This is a genomic window from Ruegeria atlantica (genome assembly GCF_013032005.1).
Lineage (GTDB): Bacteria > Pseudomonadota > Alphaproteobacteria > Rhodobacterales > Rhodobacteraceae > Ruegeria > Ruegeria atlantica_A.
Genome location: NZ_WQBE01000017.1, coordinates 14,422 through 38,413, shown reverse-complemented (window position 1 = coordinate 38,413; position 23,992 = coordinate 14,422). Strand labels below are relative to the sequence as shown.

The following is a 23,992-nucleotide window of genomic DNA, read 5'->3' as shown; positions in this document are numbered from 1 at the left end:
CGTATGCCAAACTGCCGGTTCAAAACGCCGCGGTGAAAACCACCTTGCCCCTGCATTTCATGCCTGCTGTTTGGGTCGGTTCAAACCAGGCTTTCAGCCGCTTCCCCCTTTTCTGACTTTGGGCGCATGATTTCCGATCAACCCGTACGGTCGCCTAATTCAAAATCAACAATCTTAGAAAATTATTCCGGGTGAAGAACGATCAAATCTCAACCCATGGCTGAATGCTAACGTCATGCATCAAGTGAGAATGAGTACCCGCAAAGCCCGGGTTTCTGAACACGCAGCTAGGGAAATCTGAGGGTAAATTGGCATCTCATCCAATGAAATCGCACCAATCCAATAAGTTGGAGATCAACAGAATGTCCCGCGCAGTAATTGCCAGCATGGCTGAACCAGCCTTTGTCAAACAACCCAGGCGTCAAACAAAAGATGAAATGAAAGAGGTTGTTATTAATGATTAATCTTGGCCTTTCCATCACATCATTGGCGACGCGCAATGGTCCTGGCGGTATTAAAAACTTGAACCCGTCGCTTTGGCTCGACCCCGCCGATATGCGCTCACTTTTTCAGAACTGGGCAGGGACGATGCCCATACTGGGTCCGGGTCAACCGGTGGGGTTGATGCTGGATAAATCGAACGATCTTAGACCTGGCCCTGACGCTGTCACGGACGGGGGGTTAAACGATGGTGTGGCTCATTGGAATACGAACGGTGATGCAACCATTTCAAACGGACAAGTGCGCATCCACTCACCCGATGGGTCGTATTCAAACGTCGTGCAGACTGATATTTTAACGGTCGGAGAATGGTACCGACTAGAATATACAGTGACCGCATATGGCTTTGGTGGCCTGTCTATCAGCGGTGTGACGGGCAACCCGCCTTTGCCTACCACAATAGGTCGGCACAGTGTTATTATACAATCTAAGGTAGAATATCTTAGCATCAAGCGGCGATCGGGACCGACGGATATAACCATTGCTGATATAGCGGCCCGTAGCATTCCCGGATACCACGCCGCGCAGAAATTTAATGACGATCGGCGCCCTTTTCTTGCCCGGCACCCGATGAGTGGGATCAGGAACTTGATGGACAACTCTGCGAGTTTTGCAGGGTGGAACGATGGTGCTGGATCTCTTACTGCGACTGCACTGGGAACGCCAGAAATAGAGATGGTGAAACTGGCGGCGAGGGTCGGCCAGAGTGGTCTGACATTTGTTGCCCTGCCTTCGGCTATCCAAGCCGCACAGACTGTTACATTCTCTGTTGTTGCCTCGGCGGCGGAATATCCAATCCTGCACTTTACCGGTGGCGACGGGTTTGCTGCGTCGCGCGGGGCCTTCGAAGTCGATTTGACGACGGGCACAATCCTGTCCGGTTCAGCTTATGTTGAAAGCCTTGGCAGCAGTCTTTTCCGGGTATCCACACAATTGGACTACAGCGGCACGGGCAATAAAAACCTCTATCTTCGACCCCGAGAGGAAATGGGGGTCGATGTTCTGGGGGATGGTGTGAAGGGCATTCTGCTTGCACAGGCTCAGCTTGAAATCGGATCCGCACCGACACCGTACCAGAACCGTATCAATCAGTATGACGTCACTGAATCTGGACAGCGCGCTTTCTGGTATCTTTCGAATGATCAAATTGACGACGAACTTGTCGTTGAGTTCCCTGACCTGGGATCGGACGTCACTGAATTTTGGGCAGATGAGAACGGGGTCACGATCCGTGGCGGCCAGCTTATCGGGGCGGGTAACAGGGTGGTGCCGGGTGGTGCGTCTCTTTATGCCTATGGCGCAATTGGACGCGCATTGTCAGGACCGGAAACCGAGCAATTGCGGAAATTTCTTGAGCTGAGGGCGGCGGTCAGGAGTTAAAGCGCAAACTGGTACTCTTCGATGAGTGGATTTGCTTAGAAAACGCCTCTTGCGGTTGACCGCAGGAGGTATTCCGCCAAACCGAAACCAATGCGCGGGTTTAAGCTCGGGCCATGGTTGGGCGAATTGCTGTCCGCTGATTGGCCAGGTCTGGGATCGGTCAGCGCTCTTGTTTGTCGGCCGAAACAAGACAAGTGCAGCCGAATGTCAGACGGCCGCGCCAACGGGCTATGTAATCGAATGACCAGCCCAGAAATTCTGGACAAGTTAAATTTCGGATTTCCCATTTTTTTCAAACTGTTTTTAAATACTCTCGAGCCTACGTTTCGAACGACCCGTTTCTCATGTCGCCACGGCTCATGCAGGAAAGTGAACTCAATGACCGAAGCCTATATCTGCGATTATATTCGAACGCCGATCGGCCGTTTTGGTGGTACTCTGGCCCCGGTACGCCCTGACGATTTGGGCGCGATTCCTATATGTGCCTTGATGGCGCGCAATCCACGCGTTGACTGGGATGCTGTCGATGACGTGATATTCGGTTGCGCCAACCAGGCCGGTGAAGACAATCGCAACGTGGCGCGTATGTCATTGCTGCTTGCGGGCATGCCAGTGGCTGTCCCCGGTACGACCATTAACCGCCTGTGTGGGTCTGGTATGGATGCTGTGATCAACGCCGCGCGGGCGATCCGCTGTGGTGATGCCGACCTGGTGGTCGCTGGCGGGGTTGAGAGCATGTCGCGCGCACCCTTTGTTATGCCCAAGGCCGAAAGCGCCTTTTCACGAGCGAATGCTGTTTATGACACCACCATTGGCTGGCGCTTTATCAACCTGGTGATCAAGTCACAGTACGGTGTCGACTCCATGCCGGAAACTGCTGAGAACGTCGCTGAGGAATTCAATGTGACGCGTGACGCGCAGGACGCATTCGCGCTTCGCAGTCAAGAGCGCGCGGCCAAAGCTATCGCGTCGGGTCGGCTGGCACAGGAAATTACTCCGGTCGAACTGCCGCAGCGAAAAGGCGATCCAGTTCTGTTTGCAACCGATGAGCATCCCCGCAGCACGACGCTGGAAAAATTGACCAACCTGCCCGCGCCTTTCCGTAATGGTGGAACAGTCACGGCTGGCAATGCCTCGGGCGTCAATGACGGGGCTGCCGCGCTGATCATCGCCTCGGCTGATGCCGCCAGGACATACGGACTGACCCCGATGGCCCGCATTGTTAGCGGGGCGTCGGCGGGTGTGGCACCTCGGATTATGGGTATCGGTCCGATCCCGGCCACGCAAAAGCTGTGCGCCCGTTTGGGCCTGAAACCCGAAGACTTCGACGTGGTTGAACTGAATGAGGCTTTTGCCGCGCAAGGTATCGCAGTTCTGCGCGGCCTAGGTCTGGCCGAGGATAGCGCGCATGTGAATCCAAATGGCGGGGCCATTGCTCTGGGGCACCCGCTGGGCATGACCGGGGCCCGGATCGCTGGAACGGCGGCACTGGAGCTGTCGTTGGGTGGCCACAAACGCGCGCTGGCCACCATGTGCGTTGGTGTTGGTCAGGGTATCGCCATCGCGCTGGAAGCCGTCTGATCGATTTACGAAAGCTCGGTAGAGCTGAGGACGCAGAAAAAACTGGCCGATAGAGATTTCAATGCAGGTGTCCGGTGCGTAACTCCTTTGCCTCAACCTCGGGGCGATCCAACACTAAATAGATGTTTCAAAATAGAATAGCGCCGGAGCCTTTCGACTCCGGCGCAACCAGCTTCCAGATTATTGTGTCACTATTGGATGCCCATAAGCATCTTCGGGAGGAACAGTGACAATTCCGGAAGGAATGTAACCAAAAGCATTCGCCGCAAGCCGATCGGACCAACGAGACGCGAACTTTCTTGACGTTCGCCAAGAATGCACAAATGTCCGCTTTCTGTCTCAGTGAACAAAGCAGAGAGTGTCAAAGTTTCGCCTCCAAGACGCCACCTCTTCTCCAACATTTTCGCCGTTGAGACCGCGTTTAATTAGCGCGGCAAGCTGACCTGCATCGGCCGTCGTAATGCCCCAACGGACCAGTTCTGGCGTGCCAATGCGCAATCCGTTCATATCGCCGTCAACCACGGCCAATGGCAGTCCGATGCCGCAAGCTAGAAACCCATTCGGGCGCAGCTTTTTCGACGCCGCCTGACCGCCTCCAAAGGGTTCGGCCAATACGGCGAACTGGTGGGAGTTCGTAAAGCCTTCGGCCCCAGCAAAGACCGGAACGCCCTCTGTGTCCAATGCGGTCGCCAATGCTTGCGACATTGCGATCATCCCCCTGGCATAGGCTTTCCCAAAGTCCCTCCAATCCAGCATGGTCACCGCAAGAGCGGCCGTCTTCGCAGCATCGAAGTTGGCAGTCATCCCGGGGAACGCGATGGCATCCAGCGCCTTTGCGATCTCGGCATCGTTGGTGACGATCAGTCCCCCGGCCGGTCCCCCAAGGCTTTTGTAGGTGCTCATCGTCATGAAATGCGCGCCTTCCTTCAGCGGGTTCGACCACGCCCTCCCGGCTATGATCCCGCATTGGTGGGCAGCGTCGAACATGACCTTAGCGCCGACTTCGTCCGCGATGGTACGAATGTCGGCCACAGGGTGCTCAAACAGGTTCAGACTGCCGCCGATGGTGATCAGCTTGGGTCGGTCGGCCAGGGCCAATGCGCGAAGCTGATCTAGATCGACCGTGTAGCCATCCGTGTTTACGGGAGCCTCGACCGTGCGCAGGCCATAAAGCCCCGCACAGCCCGCGATATGGTGCGTCACATGCCCGCCAATCGACGCGGGCGGAGCGATAATCGTGTCACCCGGTTTGCAGGTCGCCATGAAGCCATACAGGTTGGCAATCGCGCCAGAGGGCACGCGGACCTCTGCGAAACTGGCATCGAACACCTCTGCGCAAAGCTGGGCGGTGATAACCTCGATTTCTTCGATCGCCTCCAATCCCATTTCATACTTGTCACCGGGATAGCCCAAGGACGGACGCGATCCGATACCTGACGACAAGAGCGCCTCTGCCTTGGGGTTCATAACATTGGTCGCCGGATTGAGGTTGAAGCATTCTTCCTCGTGGATCACACGGTTCCGCTCAGCGAGTGTCTGAACCCGGGCCAGAAGATCGGCCGAGGACGTGGACGCAGCCTTGTTGGCAATGTCCTGAACCAGAGTTTCACTCGTTATGGGAACCCAGTTTCGTTGTGCAAGTGTCATACGCCATCCTCCTGTTTGCACCAATCTGGCGCCTTGAGCGTGACAGCGCAAAGCAGATTTGCTATTTCTGGGCATAGAAAAACTAAGGCTAAGAAATGAGCGTCGCCCCCAAACGCCCGAAGGGCCCACCGCTGAACGCCATGCGGGCATTTGAAGCTGCTGCGCGACATGTGAGTTTTGTTGCGGCTGCGGATGAGCTTTGCGTCACTCCCGGCGCGATCTCTCAGCATATCAAGACGTTGGAAGATTGGGCAGGCATGTCACTCTTTCGCCGTAACGCCCAAGGGGTGGAGTTGACGAAGGCCGGAGCATCGCTGGTCTCAAGGTTCACATCTGCCTTTGACGCGTTGGCGGATGCAACGCGCGCCTTGCGCAATCTTGGTCCGGACGTGGATTTTCACATCGCAGCCCTTCCTTCCGTCGCTCAGCTTTGGTTGCCGAAAAGACTGAGCAAGGTCAGAGCGCAATTGCCCATGATCAACTTCTCGGTCACCGCCATGGAAACCCCGCCGAGCCTGTCGAGAGAACTGTTCGATTTGGCGATTTTCTTCGATGTGCCCGATGGATCCCCCGATCAGGTCCCAATTTGTGCCGATGAGATTGTACCGGTGTGCGCGCCCGCGCTTCTTGAACGGGTCGTAGACTTCGAGACAACGACGCTTCTGCACGACCAGACATGGGCAGACGACTGGGCCGTTTGGTCAAAGGCGACATCCACGCCCACAAGCGATCCGATACACGGTCCGAAGTTTTCCCTCTACAGCCTTGCCGTGGAAGAGGCCAAAGCCGGTGCCGGCGTCTTGATCGGGCATCTGTGCCTGATCGAAGAAGCGCTCGCGAACGGTTCGCTGAAACGTACCAGCGAGCGTACCTGCCATACGGGGCGTCATTTGTGCGCTCGACTGCCCGAAGATTCGAGGCGAAGACCCGAAACTGATCAAGTCGTTTCGCTGCTCTACTAGAAGTTCCCAAGGCCCCCATTCGAGCGTGGTGCAGCATATCGTAGGTTTGGGCTCGCACCGGCCTTTCTCTGCGATGTGTCCCAAGAGGAAGAAGAGCCCAAAGCGGACGACGAACAGATGGCCAATCGGTAACGGGTTTCTATTGCGTTTTCCAAACAGCGGCTACTCAATTGCCGTGCGAAATGTTGCGTTAAGTCGTTTGTTCAATCCGTGATGAGGTTCGGCTGAAAAACCGTAGTGCAACTCCGCGAGGGCAGCGATGTCATTGAAAATAACTACGGAGCCGCCTTCTTCATTCGCGTAAACCAAAAGTTTTTGGCAAAAGGCATCCAAACCAATTGCCGGAAAGCCCGCCATAGCTACGCCACCGGGTGCTGGTCCGCCGAACAGTAAGAGAACTGCATCCGGCAGTTCCACCCCTAGTTGGGATGCTTCGGTCGCAAAATCGATTTCCCCAAACCAGACAGTATCGTCCTGTCCCATCACAGCTGTCCTGAGACGTTCGACTGCCTCTGGTACGCTGAGCTGAGATCGCAGTTCGATGACGCCATAGTCGGCAAACAACCCGTTGGTCGGCGCTGGTGTTGCATCCAAGTCGTTAAGAACTTCGAGCATCTTGCTCTGAAATACACGCACCGAAGACGCGTCCGCGAGCCCATGCCGGATTTTGAGAAACTGGGAGTCCGTGTAGGTAATCTGCGGGCGATCATCCTGATCGTAGGAAAGAACGCGAAAAGGAAGGTCCAAACCTGTTCGCACGGTCTCTTTCAGAATGGGTGTGTTTATCTCAGGATCAGAGAAAATGAGCACACGAGACGCGGGCATATCTACGCCTTCGGCTTTAGCCAGACGCGAGTGGTCTATCGATGCAATTGGAGTAGGCCCCGCCTCGTCAACGGCAGTCTCAAGCTCTAAAAAATTTTTGTCCACCGCAGTCTGGACAGATGACGATTGTGCCAGACCGGATGTCGAAACCGACGCAGTTGTAATCATCGAGAGAACAAAGAAAAACCTCAGCACTTTAACACTTCCTGTTTCATTGTACTTTTCTCAGGGAAACCGCCGCCAGAGCTGCAAAAGCTATCTCGGCCGCAAGATAAAATAGAAGTAACCCGTTTGGAACTCCATCGATAAGAATGCTTAGTATGCGTCCAACGGCCAGTCCCGACATAAACAAAAAAAGAACCCACAGCGCGGGGCGTTGTAATTCTGGTTTCAAAGCGGCCGCCAACCAAAACAACGCGTTTGCCAGGTAAAGACCCATAATCGCGCGGAACACGTGGGTTTGGTTGGTCCCTTCCACCGGAAATCCCAGCAAAGCTGGAATCGAACTGCCGGGTATCAGACCGTATGATAACGCGATTGGCACGAGGCCAACGGCAGCAAGCAGAAGGACTAATCTAACACTCATGGAGGAATCCTTCTCGTAGAGGTTTCGCTTTTTTGCAAAATTCCTAACCGGTTTTCTGGGGCATCCGATGATCCGAGCCGGATGCCCACGCCGCAGTGAGAAAGGCGTATCGGTTGCCTCTCTTCCTCTACTGAGAGATGCCGCCTTCGGTTGATGTCTGTTCTTCAACATGGTCTTGATTGGCGACCGGCTTCCCGCGCGGAGGGAACTCCTCGAAGGTAGCGAGATGTGCCTGCACTAGTCGGGCGGCCGGGCCGAATGCCCACATTTTCTCACCCATCCAGCGGACGTACATTCCGCTTTCCTCCGCTGCTTTCTCGTAAGGATCGCGGCGAAGGTTGAAGAGTAACGGGGCGACCAATTCTTCCTTCGGGCCTGACCAGCCGTGGTTTTGAACGACAAAGTGCGCTTTCCAATCGTTGTAGCGTACTGCTTGGAGGTCCGTACCCTGATAGTAAATCAGCTCGCGGCGATTACTCTCTTCATCCTCACCTGTCAGGTAAGATAGTTGGTTGTAGCCATCGAGATGCACTTTATAGCCTTCATATCCCTCTAGGAGCTTTTCTCTTAGATCTGTCGGACCTCCAGCCGCAGCTACAAATGTTGGCATCCAGTCCATTCCGCTGAAGATGCCGTTCAAGACTTGACCTTCAGGAATTTTGCCCGGCCAGCGAATAATCGCAGGAACTCTAAAGCCACCTTCCCAGGTAGTACCCTTTTCCCCATGAAACGGTGTCGTACCACCATCAGGCCACGTCAGTGTTTCCGGGCCATTGTCGGCAGTGAACATCACTATGGTATTATCGGCGACTCCCAGATCTTCAAGGTGGCTGAGAACGTTACCAACGTTGTTATCCAACTCCTTCATGACAACATCCTGAAGTCCGCGCCCATTGCCCAACATAGCTTCGTATTCGGGGCTAAGGTGGGTCCAGACGTGTGCACGGGCTGGAGCCATCCAGACAAAAAACGGAGTGTCCGACTCAACTGCACGAGAAATGAAGTCCTTCGTGTAAGATGTCACTTCGTCATCCAAAGTCTTTTGGCGTTCCGGCGGCGCAGGTCCGTCATCAATGATGCGCTGCTTCCCGACTTTTCCAAAACGCGGATCGACTGTTTCGTCCTCCTCGTCTGTAGCAAAAGAATGAATGATGTTGCGCGGCGCGAATTGCGCGTTGAATTCTGGGTCGTCTGGCCAATCCGGATCAGACGTATATTCCATGGCATTCAAGTGATAGAGCCAGCCCCAATACTCGTCGAAACCTTTTGTAGTCGGTAGGAACTCGTTGAGATCGCCCAAGTGGTTCTTACCAAACTGCCCCGTCGTGTATCCCAACTTTTTCAAGAACATCGGAAGCGTCGGATCATCTGGGTTTAACCCTATCGGATCCCCCGGCAACCCTACCGTGTGCATGCCAGTCCGAATAGGTAACTGTCCGGTCATGAAAGCTGATCGACCGGCAGTACAACTTGGCTCGGCATAATAATCTGTGAGACGAGCGCCCTCAGACGAGAGGCGATCCAAGTTCGGCGTCTCGATGCTTTTGACACCTCCGTGGTAAACGCCGACGCTCGCCCAACCCACGTCATCTGCCATGATGACAAGAATGTTGGGCGGGGTATGCTCGTCGGCCCAAGCTCCAGTGAAAGCAAAGCAAACCGCGCCCACTGCTGAGACAAGCTTGTTCATTAAGACCTCCCGATACGCTGTTTCTCACCAACGATAGGAAAAACATCGGCTTGGAGGAACAGTTTAATTCGTTAACTTTTCAGGCCAAACATATCTTGTGTTAAAACATCTTCGGCCGCAAAGTCTGCAAACATACACTCGTCGCGATTTAGCGAACAACGGGTTCGAGCCCAATACAGACCTTCCTTTTGTGTCAAGTTTGGCGCCTACCAAAAGAGCCAGAATTGTGAGTTAGGCCAAGCCATCAGTAGTAAACTCTCGGAAAAACCGAAAAAAATGGGTATCCAGCTGCTTTGGGCGCTTCCAGTTTTCATAAAATACGTCAGATATCCTATCTATGCCGCCGTCTCCGGCGGGCATCTCCTTCCGAAAGTTCTGGTGTATAGCTTTTTTGCACCGTGCGGAGAGGGTGTTTCGAAGCTGGCACCGCAGATTAAGCTTGGTCGAGTGTAACTATACTTTCGGATACCCAACCTATACCGATGAACGCCTAGCGCATCCTGTCATTCTGTAGTTATTTCGCCTTGCACAGTCCCATAATTGTGCTGCCACCTCCTACTAACCATCCCCCTGTAGGAGAGTTGTTTGCCAGCTTCGCAATGCAAGTGTGTGAGTGGATCCGCATTGTGAAGCTGGCCTTTTTTACCTTCAACAAAAAAGGCCCCGCACAATGGCGAGGCCGTAACTCGTTACCCCCTCACAAATCACTATTGGATTGGGTTAAGCTCAATACGGCAAGGACCGCCGCTTGGATTTAAAGTTCCCCGCGTCACCCTAATCTGGGATGATTGGCAACGCGGGGATAGTCTGGTCATGGGACAGACCAGTCTATTTGTCTGTTCGGGACTTTACGCCCGCGCAGGAACACAGCCGATATAAAGATATTCCGCAAAACGGCTTGTGATTTTACGCCAAAATTCACAACACCGTTCAGAAAGTTAGTAAATGCAAAAAGCTCTGATCATGAGACGAGGTTTTCCGGCTTAAATTGACGGCCGTGTAAAAGGCGGCTTAGTCCCGCGTTATCGTCATTCTAGAGTGCTTCAGCTACGGCATGCATCGTGCCCAAAACGGAAGCTTGAATGGACCTGCCGCCCGAAAGACTCTTGCCATCGAAAGAGATCATTCCCGTTTAGCGCCCGCTATCGCGCAGAAATGTCGACACAATCGAATAGTTGATTTTGTAGTGCATCTTTGACCAAATGTTAGGCAGAACCAACGAGGGAAAAAAAATGAAGAGATTTATGACCCCCACAGCTGTACTAATTGGGTCTCTAACCGTTGCAGCATGTGAAGATACTGGCAGCTCTACTGCGTCCTCAGAACTGACTCCTGCCCAGCAGGCATGTCTGCGAGATGTCGCCAATACGACGAACAATTCGCAAGTCGTGGTGCTGTCGTCTGCGTTTAGCGAGGCGGGAACACAAGTAACCGTCGGCGTTGGCGAGGACCGTGCTCCTTGGAATTGTATTGCTTACAGTGATGGCGCGACAGCTGGTATCGAGTTCCTTGGCGACGAAGGCGCTCTGTGACCAGTTTGGTGCGTAGCTGAGTACGGTTGCGCAGCACTGACTCGCTCTGTGTAAAGCTCGACTTGGTTTGTAGAATAACCACCATCGTATTCGCTGCCCTTTACCTGTTGGCGTTGTTTGCGTTTTTGACGGGTACATATGGCTGGTTGGGACAAGCCGGACCTGCCAGACATTTGTGTAACGATTAAAACCAGCAAGAAACCCATTATCGCCGCGATGGGTGGTGCGCTGGAGATCGCACTCGCCTGTGATTACCGTGTCGCCACGCCGGATGCATAGATGGGGCTGCCCGAGATCAAGCTGGGGCTGCTGCCAGGCGCCGAGGGCACCCAAAGGCTGCAAAGGATTGCCGGGCTGGAAGCGGCAACGCAAATGATCCAAACGTTATCGACCAATCTGAACATGCCTATATGCCGATGCTGATGACGGCGGAAAATGTGGCGCGGACCTATGGGATCAGTCGTGACGCCCAGGATGAATACGCCGCACTTTCCCAAGGTCGGACCGCCCGGGCTCAGGCCGCTGGTACGTTTGAAGATGAGATCGTCCCGATCACTGCGATTAAGCGGGTCAAGAACCGCGAAACCGGAGAGGAAACCCTGGAAGATGTGACCTTGCCAAAAGACGAGGGCAACCGGCCGGGCACGACGGCCGAGCTCTTGGCCAGTTGAACCCGGTTGTCGAAGGAGGCGTGATTACTGCCGGAAACGCAAGCCAACTCTCTGACGGGGCCTCGGCTTGTGTGCTCATGGGAGGCAAAGTGGCTGAGCAGCAGGGCCTCACACCGCTAGGTATCTATCGCGGCATGGCTGTTGCAGGAAACGCACCGGAAGAGATGGGGGTCGGCCCGATCTTTGCAATTCCAAAGCTGCTTAAGAATGCAGGTCTTCGCATTGAAGACATCGGCCTTTGGGAGCTTAACCAAGTCTTTGCCTGCCAGGTTCTGTATTGCCGTGACCATCTTGGGATCAATCCCGAAATCTACAACGTGAACGGCGGTGCAATATCGATTGGCCACCCCTACGGCATGACAGGTGCGAGACAAGTCGGGCATGCTCTGATTGAGGGGAGGCGTCGTGGCGTGAAATACGTGGTGACCTCCATGTGTGTCGGCGGAGGCATGGGCGCCGCAGCACTGTTCGAAGTCGCCTGACCACACTGAAATGAGTTCAAGCAGAGCGTTATCTGGTTGAGTCATTGACATTCTGTCATCTGCGAAAGCCGCCATCTGCAAGCCTGCATTTCATGTCGACCGGAATTGGTGATACCTCCTGAGGCGTTATGACCAATGTCACGCCAACGATCCTTTCCACGGTTTCCAGCCAGTTTGTCGATGACTGGCTGGCGGCGCTAAGTGCCCTGTGCCCAGAGGCGCAGATGGCGTCGCTGCTTAGCCGGTCCGGTCTGAACGCGGATACGCGCTCGCCGAATGGTCGCGTCACGCTGGATCAGATCGTTTGCCTCTATCAACTTGCCGCAGTCGAGACCGGTGATGAGATGATGGGGCTTTGGAGCAGACCCGTCCGGCCGAGGGCCCTACAACATCTTCTGACCACTGTCAGGGAAGCCACGTCTCTTGCATCGGCGCTCTACCGGTTTTCAACGTTCTGGAACTTGTTGCTGGATGATTATCAGTTTGATCTGGAGGACGCCGACAACGCGTTGGTGCTTACCCTGAAACCACAAGGCGAAGTGCCGCTTCAGCGGTTTGGACATATGCTGATCCTCAAACTTGCCCACGGGCTCATGTCTTGGCTGGCAGGGCATGAGGTTCCGGTTAAGGCCGTTGATTTCGCGTTTGATCGCCCGGACTTTGATCAGGATTACGCGATTATCTTTCCTGCACCGCTGCGGTTTGGCCAACCCGCCACCGCCATCGCGTTTGATCCGAATGTAATGGGCCCTGTGCAGACTCGAAGCACAGCTGATCTTGACCGGTTTTTGCAAAACGCGCCGCGAGACTGGATTTTTACCTCTTCCCGCGAACACACCCAATCGCTGCGGGTGCGCACGTATCTGGGTCAGACAGGTTGGGATTCGGCGACCTTAACACAGACAGCATCCGCAATGCACATGACCCCGCGCACCCTGATCCGCAGGCTACACGCGGATGGCACGTCGTTTCAGGCCATAAAGGATGCCCTGCGGCGCGACATCGCAATCCGTGATCTTCAGGCGGGGCGCAAAAGCGTTGAAGCCATCGCACATGATGTCGGATTTTCGTCGGCGGCCAATTTCCACCGGGCCTTTCAACGCTGGACCGGAAGCACGCCCAGCTCATACCGCAAATCACAAACATAAGCGGCCATTTGTCACTTTTGGACAATTATCTGTCAGCGCACGAGATAGAGCTTAACGGGCTGGCTCGCTAAATCTTGCCGCAGAGAAGCATTTTCAGCTGAAGTTTCGCCTTCATAGCTCATCAGTCTGGCCATCCACGATTGCCGGGTTGTGGCGTCATCTGAGAACAATCGCCCTTGAAAGGATCCACCAATGTCAGACAAACTCGCCACCATACTCCAGGCCGCACGCGACCACGCCGAGCAGGTCATCCTGCCAAATGTGGACGCCTGGAACGCCACGAAGACATGGCCCCGTGATGCGTCGGTCAAGGCCGGGGCCGTTGGCCTGACGGGGCTCTACACCCCCGAGGAGTTTGGCGGCCAGGGCTTGCCACTTTCAGAGGGCATTCAGGTCTACGAACAGCTGGGGCTCGGAGATGGCGCTTATGCCTTTGCCCTGTCGATGCATAACATCTGTACGTTCGCGGGCTGCGGCTATGGCACAGATGCCTTCAAGGAAAAATGGGCACGGGACCTGACCTCTGGCCGCAAACTGGCGAACTTTGCGCTGACCGAACCGCAATCGGGATCGGATGCCACAAACATGTATTCGCGAGCCGTGATCAATGATGACGGCACATGGACGATCAGCGGTGCGAAGGCATGGGTCAGCTTGGCGACCGAGGCTGATATCTATTTCACCGTGGTCAAAACCAGTGATGCACCCGGCCACAAGGATATGGCGATGATCGCCATTCCCGCCGACGCTCCGGGCCTCAGTTTTGGCCCGCTCTACGACACCCCGTCCTACAACTTCCTGCCTCTGGCCGAGATGTACATGGACAATGTCGTGGTGAGCGAAGACAATATCATCCTGCCCATTGGCCAGGGCCTGCAAGGCTCACTCATGGCGATCGATATTGCCCGCGTTTCGATTGCGTCAGGATGCTGTGGATTGATGCAAGCTGCATTAGATACGGCGCTGTCCTATTCCAAGAACCGCAAGATGTTTGGTGGCAGGAACCTCGATCTGGACGGGATCCAGTGGATGCTGGGCGAGGTTGCGACCGATCTTGAAGCCTCGAAGCTACTGTACCGCAAGGCGGCAGAGGCCCTTGGCACGCCCGAGGGCCCACTGATGGCCGCCCATGCCAAACGGTTTGTGCCAGATGCCGCAGTGAAGGCTGCAAATACCTGCACGCAAGTGCTGGGCGGCATGGGTCTGCTGCAGCCTTATGGTCTGGATCGTTTGTCCCGCCTCGCGCAAATGCTGCGGATTGTGGACGGGACAACCGAAATCAGCCGTGTAGTTATCGGGCGGGCCCTGCAAAAACGAGCGGCGTCCTTGCCTGATCTGCCAGTACCGAAAGGATTTGGTGAGACTGTCTGAACATTCCAACCCGCCGGAGAAACGGAACCGACCTGAAAATCTCCTCAGAGAGCGGTAAAATTGAGAGACCAGCCGCGCATATGCGGCCGGTTACTCGATATTGCAGACCTTGGTGCAACCGCAGCGAATTCAACCTTTGTCCGCTTCTCTGCCTCTAACTCAGCCACTCAGACTGTCCGCATATTGCGGTTCGTGGCTTGCTGCATGAGCAAAAGTTATTGGAATGGGAGAATGCCTGGTAAGGGCTAAAAGCCTCTAACGACGCTCTGAACTAAGAACAGTTACATCAAACCTTTTGCCGACCATTGAGTGTTGAGGTAAACGTTCCCAACGGTGGCATAGCGTACTGCGCTCTTGCTTTTGTTTTGTGAGACAACGCGCCCCTGGCCATCAGGGGTAAGACACTGCCTTCCCCCTCGGGCAACCCTATTAGACAACACCGTGTCCTCGGCTGCGCCTGCGGGCCGCACCACTATTGTCGAATAGCATTGCCTCGCCCCCATCCGCGTTCGCCACGTGGCAGATCAGCAGGAACAGGCGCCTTCGGCGTATGGTCTGCAAATCAGCCCTGATTTTACCAAAAGGGAAGTCAGGATCATTGAAATCGGTCTAGGTGCTGGATGAAGGAAGTGAGGCGAAAATGGCAAGGTTCTGTCGCTGGTGGCAGAACTATGTGTCGCCTGACAAGGAAATGTGGAACGTCACTGATAATTGACTCAATCGACGGCCAAAACTTCAATAAATCGGTCATTTACGTCACTCATTTGCGACCCAACCGTCAAGCATTTGTGACCCAAAACGAATTGCGGACATTCGACCATAATAAGGAGGGGTTTTGTCTATATGGACGGGTTATGAACAAAACCTCCATTCGTGCCCTCAGCACCAAAGACGGCTTGGCATGACTTTTGACAGCAGTGGAAAACACCCAAGTTTGGCAGTTAGACAAATCTGTTCACATAATTCTCTAGTATTTCCTGGCGTCCAGATTGCGGCTCTGGGTTTATTCCTTCATTTAAAACGCGAGCGGAAATTTCATCCAGACTACTGCCTAACATGGACTCCGCTTTGGGAGACTTCCAACCGGAGTAGCGTTGCGAAAGCGCGTTTTCCAATCCTCCATCTTCAATCATTGCAGCCGCTGCTTTCAAACCACGTGCGCATATATCCATTCCGCCGATATGAGCCGCCGCCAGATCGACAGCGTCAATCGATTGCCGGCGAATTTTGGCGTCGAAATTTGTGCCGCCGGTGGTAAAACCACCAGCTTTCAGAATGTAATAGTAAGCTAGGGCAACTTCCGGTGTATTGTTCGGGAACTGGTCTGTATCCCATCCGGATTGGTAGTCGTTGCGGTTCATATCAATCGAACCCAGCATCCCTTCAGCAGCCGCAACCGCAATTTCGTGCTCAAAGCTATGCCCGGCAAGGATCGCGTGGCCCTGCTCGAGATTTAGTTTCACTTCGTTCTCCAACCCATACTTCCTGAGAAAACCGATGCAAGTAGCTGCGTCATAGTCGTATTGGTGCTTGGAAGGCTCCTGAGGTTTCGGCTCAACAAGAATGGTGCCTTTGAACCCGATCTTATGTTTGTACTCTACGACCATGTTCAGAAAACGGCCCATGTGGTCCAATTCAGTTTTCAGGTCCGTGTTCAGAAGGGTTTCGTAGCCCTCACGACCACCCCACAGAACATAGTTTTCACCGCCTAGTTTGTGAGTTGCATCCATACAGGATTTCACTGTCGCTGCAGCGAACGCAAAAACGTCGGGATCAGGATTGGTACTGGCGCCAGACATCCAGCGACGATGACTGAACATATTGGCCGTACCCCAAAGCAGTTTGGTGCCAGAAACTTGCATCTTTTCACCGATATAATCGGTGATTTCTTCCAATGTGCGCAGGTTATCGGCAAAATTTCCCTGCTCAGGCCGGATATCAGCGTCGTGCCAGCAAAAGAATGGCTGCCCCAAAAGCTCGAACAATTCGAATGCAATATCTGCCTTCTGGCGTGCCCGGCCCATATCGTCCTGAGGATACCATGGGCGTTCGAACGTAGGTCCACCAAAGGGGTCTCCACCCTCCCACGCGAATGAATGCCACCAGGCCACCGCAAACCGCAGATGGTCCTCCATACGCTTGCCCATGATGATTTCATCCGGGTCGTAGTGACGAAAGGCCAACGGGTTCTTGCTGTCCACGCCTTCAAACTGGACCTTCTCGATCCCTTCAAAAAATCCACTTGGCATTTCTGCCCCCTACTCTGCTTTTTGTGCTGGCTGCTTGCCGAGAATGATCATCGACAATAGATCGTCATCAGTTACGTCTGCGATATCGACCGTCCCAACCAGTTTTCCGTTCTTCATGACCGAGGCGCGGTCGCACAGTTCCATGACGGCATGCACGTCGTGATCGATCAGAAATATCCCGATGCCTTGCGCCTTTAGCTGGTGGATCAGATCCGCCACCATCTGAGTTTCATGCGGCCCGAGCGCTGCTGTCGGCTCATCCATGATCAGAATACGTGCGTTGAAGTAGACAGCCCGAGCGATCGCCACTGATTGTCTTTGCCCACCCGACAAGGCGGAGACCGGGTCATTGAACTTCTGAAAGTTCGGGTTGAGCTGAGCCATGATCTTTCGGCACTCGGCCTCCATGGCTGCGTCGTTGACCAAACCAAAAGGCGTCGTCATCTCGCGCCCCAGGAACAGGTTCGATGTCGCGTCCAGATTGTCGGCCAAGGCGAGCGTCTGATATATCGTTTCGATGTTATTCGCCCGGGCGTCACGGGGATTGCCAATCTCGACTGGCTTGCCATCAATCAGGATCTCACCGTGATCCATCTGATAGGCGCCGGACAGAACCTTGATCAGAGTGGACTTCCCGGCCCCGTTATGGCCAAGCAGGCCAACGACTTCACCCGGATAGAGATCGACCGACACATGGTCGACGGCCTTGATCCCACCGAAGGAAATCGAAATATCGCGCATCTCGACCAATGGCGGCGCGCCTGAACCGCGCCCAGTGCCAGAAGGTTTTTTCTGAGTATCCTGAGCTTGCATCACTTGGCCCCCAGTCGCTTGCGGTAAACGATGTCGATATAGACGGCCAACACGAGGACGCTGCCGACGACGATGTTCTGAAACGGCGCGTCAACGCCAACCATTGCCATGCCCGATTGCAGCGCCTGCATGATCAATGCACCAAGGATCGCGCCATAGATGGTACCGATGCCGCCCGACAATGCGGTTCCTCCGATCACTGCAGCGGCGATGACCCGAAGTTCGTCGAGCGTACCAATGTCGTTCGAATGGTTTGCCAAGCGGGCCGAGGCGACCACCGCGGAAACGGCGCACAAGAAACCCATCAAAGCAAAGATTTTCACGGTCAGCAGCCGAGTGTTGATACCCGAAAGCTCTGCCGCATCCGGGTTGCCGCCAGTTGCAAAGATGTACCGACCAAACCGGGTTTTCCGTGCCACGATCGTCAGGGTAACCGCGACTATGATTAGTATAAGGACGGAAATCGGTATGCCGTATCCGACGACCAGCCCCTCTGGCATTGTCTCTCCGCGCGCTTCGAACATACGTTGCAGCCGGCGCGTCGGAATGGCGTAGCTGTTTACGATGTAAACGTACCCAAGGATAGCAATTGCGATTATCCCGGCCAGAGTGGCCTCAGCCCAAACAGGTTTTACCGGGAAACCATGTGACGCTTTTGCGCGGCGACCACTCCACAAAGCCCAGATCGCGATTGCGGTAGCAAACAAGCCGAACAGCCAGCTTGTCGTCGTTCCCAATGTTCCGTTGGTGCCGCCAAACATCAGGAATGTACTATCCAGAGGACCAATCGTCTGGCCGCTGGTCAAATACCACGCCACGTTTCGCCAAACCAGAAATCCACCAAGTGTGACAATGAAAGCCGGTATCGTCAGATAACCAACCATCCAGCCATGAAACGCACCAATCAGTGTGCCGACAAACAACCCGACAACGATTGTGATCGCCCAGGTTGCCGGGTTGTTCAAACCCATCCCAAGTATTTGCGGCAAAAGCTCGGTTTGCGTCATTGCCATCACAGCCGAGGTTGTTGCCAATAGCGCGCCAACCGACAAGTCGATGTGTCGCGTGACGATAATGAACACCATCCCACATGCCATAATGGCAACCGAAACTGTCTGAATGGACAGGTTGAATAGATTGCGCGGCGTCAGGAACCTTCCATCTGTGAAGATGTTGAATCCGATGCACAGGATGACAAACGCGCCGATCATTCCCAAAAGTCGCATGTCCAGTTCCAGCTGCTGGAACAGGCTGGTTTTCGCTTTTTCAGGTATCGGCTGAGACGAAGTTTCGGTCATTTCCGATCTTTCATATTCAGCATTTGCCCCAGGCCCAGACTAAGAGGCCCAGGGCTGAGTGGTTTAGTTACAAGGGGCAGGTCCGTTTTCAACGCCTTGGCAAAGATCTTCCAGCGGGATCCATCCGGCATCAACAACCACGGACAAGTTGTCCTTAGTGATTGGAACAGGCGCTAGGAAAACCGAGTTCATCTCGGTCCCACCCGGTGATGTCCAGCTCACTGCGCCTTCGACATCAGCAGGGCTTGTCCCACCGCTCAATGCGACAGCGATTTCGCCTGCGGCCTTTCCAAGTTCGCGAGCATCCTTCCAAACCGAAACCGTCTGCGTTCCCAGTGCGACACGGTTCAATGCTGCGTGGTCGCCGTCCTGACCGGAAACCGGAATGCCTTCCATGCCCTGTGCGGTCAGCGCAGCAACAACACCGCCTGCAGTACCGTCATTTGACGCAACAACCGCATCCACGTTGTTCTCATTCGCGGTCAGGATCTGCTCCATGTTTCGCTGCGCGTTCGCCGGCAGCCAGCCATCCGTATAGGCCTCACCAACGATTACGATGTCACCGCTGTCGACGGCTGCTCCGATGATCTCTTGCTGACCACCGCGCAGGAAATCTGCGTTCGGATCAGTAGGAGAGCCTTTGATCATCACGTAGTTGCCCTTGGGCATGGCTTCAAAGACAGCCCGAGCCTGCATTCTGCCGACCTCCACGTTGTCGAAGGTCAAATAGAACGCGCGGTCGTCCTCAATCAGGCGATCATAGGCAATGACTGGAATACCTTCGTCCGCCGCCGCCTGAACAGCCGGTCCGATTGCCTGCGCGTCCTGGGCCAGAATAATAAGCGCGTCTACACCCTGGGCGATCAGGCTTTCAATGTCCGAAAGCTGCTTTGCGGAAGACGACTGCGCGTCTGCCGAGATGTACTCGGCACCCCCTGCTTCAAGCGCCGATTTGATGGCCGCTTCGTCTGTTTTCCAACGCTCTTCCTGAAAGTTCGACCAGCTTACGCCGACCACTGGCTCTGCGAATGCGGTCGAAGCCAACAAAGTGGCCACAGCCGAAAAGCTGAGAATTCTCTTCATGATTTCCTCCCATTTGCCGAGCCATCGCATTTCGATTCGCGGCTCTCACAAATTTGAATACCATATTTATTTCAGTCGGTAAAATATTTACTCTACAAGACGCACCCAAATTCAAATAGATTGGATCAACAGCAAGATTCGCGAGGACAAGATGCTGAAAAGCAAAGCCTCTCCGGTTTCTTTGGAACAAAGAAATACGACCCGCTTACGGGTATTGGAGCATATCAGAGCCAAGGGGTCCGTCTCGCGGATCGATATTGCATCCGCCTTGCAAACCAGCCCTGCGACTGTCACCGCCGCCACGGCTGATCTCATCTCGGCCGGGCTGGTGAAGGAGACTGAAAGCCAAGCACAGTCAAAGTCGGGGAAGAGAGGCAGACCCAGAGTATTGCTGCAATTGGACGGCCAGATGCACCTTGTGGCCGGCCTCAAGGTGGCTCGGCAAGTAATCTCCGTTATCTTGGTCGACTTTGAAGGTAACGAAGTCGCATCCCATAAATATGCTCTGGATCACGCCAGAATGTCGCCGCAAGTATTTGTTTCGGCGATCCGCGAAGCTCTTGAAGAAACTTGCAGTCAGATCGATCGTACTGTCGCTCATTTGGCAGGTGTTTCTATCGGGGTGGCTGGACTGGTCGATGCAAACAAGAATTTTGTCCACTGGTCATCCTCGATTACTGAGAGAAATATTGATTTCAGCCACTTGCTTTCAAATGAGCTGCCCTGCCCCGCATTCGTCGACAACGACGCCAATCTTGTCGCCAAGGCCGAACAGCTTTTTGGCTTGGGTAAGGGTTTAAAGAACTTCCTCGTTGTTACGATCGAACACGGTGTTGGCCTTGGCATCGTATTGGATGGCAAACTATACCGTGGAGAACGAGGCTGCGGCGCTGAGTTTGGGCACACCAAAGTTCAACTTGACGGAGCCCTTTGCCAATGCGGTCAACGCGGATGTCTAGAAGCCTATGTGGGCGACTATGCTTTGATCCGCGAGATGACAGTCACCGGTCATACCAACGACATGGAAACCGTTTCCGACATACATGACCGCGCCAACTCAGGTGACGACAGAGCTTCATCAGTGCTTGCCCGCGCAGGTCAGATGTTTGGCCTCGGGATTTCCAACCTGATCAACTTGTATGACCCTGAGTGCATTATCGTCTCGGGGGCACAAATGAGCTTTGAGCATTTGTGTTCCAACGAAGTTATGACCCGCATTCAAAACGGCGTTGTGAATGTCGATGCACCTTTGCCCCAGATCAAAGTTCATCACTGGGGTGACATGATGTGGGCCAAGGGGGCGGCGGCCTATGGAATTGAACAAATCTCAATTCTCAAGGTCAAGGAGCTGACGGCGAATGCGTCTTGAGTTTGCGATATTTGCGACTTTGGGCACAGTTGCGAATGCGGACACTGTCATTCCCCAGTTTACAAATGTGGATGTACCAAAACATGTCTATGATGGCGGATGGGAGCATTTTGTCGGCGGTGGTGTGGCCGTTTTCGATTGCAATGGGGACTCGCTGCCAGAACTCTTTTTGGCTGGCGGTTCCAACCGGTCTCAACTGTTCATCAATACCTCGAAGGAACAGATAGCATTTCAGGCAAAGACGCCTGAAGATCTTTCGCTGGCCGGTGTGACCGGCGCCTACCCTCTCGACGTTGATAGCGACGGCATAGTGGATTTGGCGATTTTGCGTGTTGGCCCAGACCTGCTTCTTCGGGGCGATACCGACTGCCAATTCAGCCCTTTCACTGAACTCGGGTTTCAGTCCGAGGATCACTGGACCACAGGTTTCTCGGCAACATGGGAAAGCGGGCAAACTTTACCGACCTTGGCGTTTGGCACTTATGTTGATCGATTTGATCCCGAAGGTCCTTTTGAATCCTGCGGGCCAATCCTTTTGTACCGCCCAGACGGCGACTTGTATCACGAGCCATTGCATCTTGAACCCGGCTACTGCTCACTTTCTATTTTGTTTTCGGACTGGGCCCGAACTGGCCGCGCTGATCTTCGCGTCAGCAACGACCGTCACTACTATGTTCGCGGCGGTCACGAGCAGTTATGGGCGATGGAACCCGAGCCTCGGCAATACTCGGAAGACGAAGGCTGGCTTCCATTTTCGATCTGGGGAATGGGGATCGCCTCTCGCGACCTTACAGGAGACGGATTTCCCGAAGTTTATCTGACCTCGATGGGTGACCAGAAACTCCAGATTTTTGACCCAGTGACAAACGGCCCGACCTGGCTCGATGCAACTTACGAAAAGGGTACGACCGCTCATAGACCGCATATCGGCGGAGACGGAAGGCCATCCACCGGGTGGCACGCACAGTTTGGCGACGTCAACAACGACGGCCGGGACGATATTTTCGTAGCCAAGGGAAACGTAGAACAGATGCCCGATACAGCTCTGAACGACCCCAATAACCTACTACTACAGAACTCCGACGGACAGTTTATTGAAGCTGCAGCAGATGCCGGTGCTGCCTCGATGGCAAAGTCTCGTGGTGCGGCGATTGCTGACCTGAACAACGATGGAAAGCTGGATCTGGTGGTCGTCAACCGAGGTTCTGAGCTAGAAGTCAGCCAGAACACTTCTCAAGGTGGCAACTGGCTATTGCTGGATGTCACTCAGGATCAATCCAATCACGCAGCGATTGGTGGATTTGTTGAAGTCAAAACCTCGCTGGGTGTTCAGACCCGCGAGCTAACAATCGGCGGCGGTCACGCTGGTGGCATCGCTGGGTTTCAGCATTTTGGGCTCGGGAGTGAGGACCAGGTGCAGGTTCGTATGATCTGGCCGGATGGTTCGAAAGGCGAGTGGTTGGACTATCAGCCCAACCAAATCATTAGTCTTCACCGCTGATTACTTTTCAACCGGTAACCCACTTGGAACTTGGTCGGGCACACCTAACCGCTCTGCCGGGTCTTCAAGGCTTGCCAGAAATCTGAGAAGAGCGTCGATTTCCTGATCCGTCAGGCTTACTTTCGACAAGCTTTTGCTTTGGGCAATCGCACCCAAGTGCTGATTATCCGACATTGCCCTTTGGTCGTCAGAGCCGGGGAAGTCCGGCAAGGTGGCCATCTCGATCGAGTAGTTTCGCAAGGACGCCACCGGGTCCAGATGATGGCGTACTATATCCTCAAGTTCAGCGTAGGCTCCGTTGTGTCCGTACGGAGCTGTCAGAGTCACGTTACGCAAAGATGGCGTGCGGAAAGCAAACGCGTCGCCGGGATCACCGGTCACGCGAAGACGCCCGTCGTCCCTGACATGGTTTTCAAATCGTGCCGCCTTTCCCGGGCCGATCTGCGGCAGTGCCATCGAATGAAACTTGTGATCCGTCTGAAACCAGCCCGAATGGCAGTTGCTGCAGCCAGCTTTTCCGTAGAACAGGCCCATGCCAACTTCGGCCTCTTCTGGCAATTCAGCCTCACCTCGCATCGCGCGATCGAAGAGGCTGTTATCCGCGCGCCACTCGAACGCGATAAAGTCCGCGATTACGTTGGCAATTGCCGTGAACGTAATTTCATCATCCGGCGCTAAGTCCTCAAACCTCTGCTCGTACTCTGGAATGGCCGCAACACGTTCTGCAATCAGATCCCACGCACCGCCTTGCTGTGTCAGAAATCCGAGGCGAACCGCTTTGCTCACGTCATTCTCGGAATAGTGACCCGCCATTTCGTCTGGCGACAAAACCGGGAACATCGCCTGTGCGGCCAGCGCGGACTTGAAACCAGACCGCATATGAGTACCCAACGGGGTTCTGATACCATCAGGTTGCGTTGTGTCTACCTCTAGTCGCCCATCATGAAAAAAAGTTGTGAACTCAGTGGCTCCAAGGTTCCAAAGCCCCGGTGAGTTTCGAGGAATACGTTGTTCCGGGGTATTCTCTGGGTCCAATGTCCGCTCTGGACCCAACCCAATTCCCCCTTCCCCTATACCAAGGGAAACACCGTCGGACGTGCCAAGCCTGGGATGATGACAGGTCGCACAGCTGATATTCTTGTTGCCAGACAAAATCGGGTCATAGAACAGCAAACGCCCCAGCTCAGCACTTCCAAAGTCAGGATCGAGGAACTCTGGCAAAGGACCAAGCGATTGGGCACGCGCACCGTCCACCATTGATATTGTTGAGCCTATAATCAAGAAAAGCGAAACTGCTCTCATG

Annotated in this window: 17 protein-coding genes and 1 pseudogene; 9 read left to right on the top strand and 9 right to left on the bottom strand. The window is 54.3% G+C overall.

Annotated features, from left to right (window positions below; translation table 11 throughout):
* Positions 1-1,092: 1,092 nt before the first annotated feature.
* The gene (locus GOX21_RS20525) at positions 1,093-1,881 is read left to right on the top strand and encodes a phage head spike fiber domain-containing protein (RefSeq protein ID WP_170379786.1); all 789 of its coding nucleotides are present in this window, start codon (positions 1,093-1,095) and stop codon (positions 1,879-1,881) included.
* A gap of 378 nt (positions 1,882-2,259) precedes the next feature.
* The gene (pcaF, locus tag GOX21_RS20520) at positions 2,260-3,462 is read left to right on the top strand and encodes a 3-oxoadipyl-CoA thiolase (RefSeq protein WP_170379784.1); all 1,203 of its coding nucleotides are present in this window, start codon (positions 2,260-2,262) and stop codon (positions 3,460-3,462) included.
* 339 nt (positions 3,463-3,801) lie between these two features.
* Here pcaF and glyA read toward each other — a convergent pair whose 3' ends face one another.
* Positions 3,802-5,109: a serine hydroxymethyltransferase gene (gene glyA, locus GOX21_RS20515; RefSeq protein ID WP_170379781.1), complete on the bottom strand. Its 1,308-nt coding sequence runs from the start codon at positions 5,107-5,109 to the stop codon at positions 3,802-3,804.
* 95 nt (positions 5,110-5,204) lie between these two features.
* Between glyA and GOX21_RS20510 the strand changes: the two genes are divergently transcribed.
* Positions 5,205-6,071: a LysR family transcriptional regulator gene (locus GOX21_RS20510; RefSeq protein WP_170379779.1), complete on the top strand. Its 867-nt coding sequence runs from the start codon at positions 5,205-5,207 to the stop codon at positions 6,069-6,071.
* A 162-nt stretch (positions 6,072-6,233) separates the two neighbouring features.
* On the opposite strand, the gene GOX21_RS20505 is transcribed toward GOX21_RS20510, so the two are convergent.
* The 3 genes from GOX21_RS20505 to GOX21_RS20495 form a co-directional block, all read right to left on the bottom strand.
* Positions 6,234-7,091: a DUF302 domain-containing protein gene (locus GOX21_RS20505; RefSeq protein WP_170379777.1), complete on the bottom strand. Its 858-nt coding sequence runs from the start codon at positions 7,089-7,091 to the stop codon at positions 6,234-6,236.
* A 16-nt stretch (positions 7,092-7,107) separates the two neighbouring features.
* Entirely contained in the window at positions 7,108-7,482 is a 375-nt protein-coding gene (locus tag GOX21_RS20500; protein WP_170379775.1) for a DUF4345 domain-containing protein, read from the bottom strand.
* A 127-nt stretch (positions 7,483-7,609) separates the two neighbouring features.
* Positions 7,610-9,172 (bottom strand): arylsulfatase, encoded by a 1,563-nt coding sequence (locus GOX21_RS20495; protein ID WP_170379773.1) that lies wholly within the window; start codon positions 9,170-9,172, stop codon positions 7,610-7,612.
* A gap of 1,670 nt (positions 9,173-10,842) precedes the next feature.
* Here GOX21_RS20495 and GOX21_RS21690 point away from each other — a divergent pair.
* The 4 genes and pseudogenes from GOX21_RS21690 to GOX21_RS20475 all read left to right on the top strand — a co-directional run bounded on the left by GOX21_RS21690 (position 10,843) and on the right by GOX21_RS20475 (position 14,376).
* Positions 10,843-10,983: a hypothetical protein gene (locus GOX21_RS21690; protein ID WP_302476833.1), complete on the top strand. Its 141-nt coding sequence runs from the start codon at positions 10,843-10,845 to the stop codon at positions 10,981-10,983.
* Positions 10,984-11,072: 89 nt separating this feature from the next.
* Positions 11,073-11,857, top strand: a pseudogene (locus GOX21_RS20485) (acetyl-CoA C-acyltransferase); the annotation flags it as partial.
* 128 nt (positions 11,858-11,985) lie between these two features.
* The gene (locus GOX21_RS20480) at positions 11,986-13,005 is read left to right on the top strand and encodes an AraC family transcriptional regulator (RefSeq protein ID WP_170379771.1); all 1,020 of its coding nucleotides are present in this window, start codon (positions 11,986-11,988) and stop codon (positions 13,003-13,005) included.
* A gap of 192 nt (positions 13,006-13,197) precedes the next feature.
* Entirely contained in the window at positions 13,198-14,376 is a 1,179-nt protein-coding gene (locus GOX21_RS20475; protein WP_170379768.1) for an acyl-CoA dehydrogenase family protein, read from the top strand.
* A gap of 941 nt (positions 14,377-15,317) precedes the next feature.
* Here the strand turns inward: GOX21_RS20475 and xylA are convergent.
* From xylA to xylF, 4 genes are all read right to left on the bottom strand, one after another.
* The gene (gene xylA / locus GOX21_RS20470) at positions 15,318-16,625 is read right to left on the bottom strand and encodes a xylose isomerase (protein WP_170379767.1); all 1,308 of its coding nucleotides are present in this window, start codon (positions 16,623-16,625) and stop codon (positions 15,318-15,320) included.
* Between the two features lie 9 nt (positions 16,626-16,634).
* Entirely contained in the window at positions 16,635-17,438 is an 804-nt protein-coding gene (locus GOX21_RS20465) for an ATP-binding cassette domain-containing protein (RefSeq protein ID WP_170379765.1), read from the bottom strand.
* Positions 17,438-18,736, bottom strand: coding sequence for a sugar ABC transporter permease (locus GOX21_RS20460; protein ID WP_170379763.1), 1,299 nt, complete (start codon positions 18,734-18,736; stop codon positions 17,438-17,440). Before GOX21_RS20460 ends, GOX21_RS20465 begins: the two co-directional genes overlap by 1 nt.
* 63 nt (positions 18,737-18,799) lie before the next feature.
* Positions 18,800-19,819, bottom strand: coding sequence for a D-xylose ABC transporter substrate-binding protein (xylF, locus tag GOX21_RS20455; RefSeq protein ID WP_155150139.1), 1,020 nt, complete (start codon positions 19,817-19,819; stop codon positions 18,800-18,802).
* A gap of 151 nt (positions 19,820-19,970) precedes the next feature.
* Here xylF and GOX21_RS20450 point away from each other — a divergent pair, with 151 nt between their 5' ends.
* Both GOX21_RS20450 and GOX21_RS20445 read left to right on the top strand, forming a co-directional pair.
* Positions 19,971-21,188, top strand: a complete 1,218-nt coding sequence (locus GOX21_RS20450; RefSeq protein WP_170379761.1) for an ROK family transcriptional regulator — start codon at positions 19,971-19,973, stop codon at positions 21,186-21,188.
* Positions 21,178-22,689 (top strand): CRTAC1 family protein, encoded by a 1,512-nt coding sequence (locus tag GOX21_RS20445; RefSeq protein ID WP_170379759.1) that lies wholly within the window; start codon positions 21,178-21,180, stop codon positions 22,687-22,689. Before GOX21_RS20450 ends, GOX21_RS20445 begins: the two co-directional genes overlap by 11 nt.
* On the opposite strand, the gene GOX21_RS20440 is transcribed toward GOX21_RS20445, so the two are convergent.
* Entirely contained in the window at positions 22,690-23,991 is a 1,302-nt protein-coding gene (locus tag GOX21_RS20440) for a cytochrome-c peroxidase (RefSeq protein ID WP_170379757.1), read from the bottom strand.
* Position 23,992: the final 1 nt, after the last annotated feature.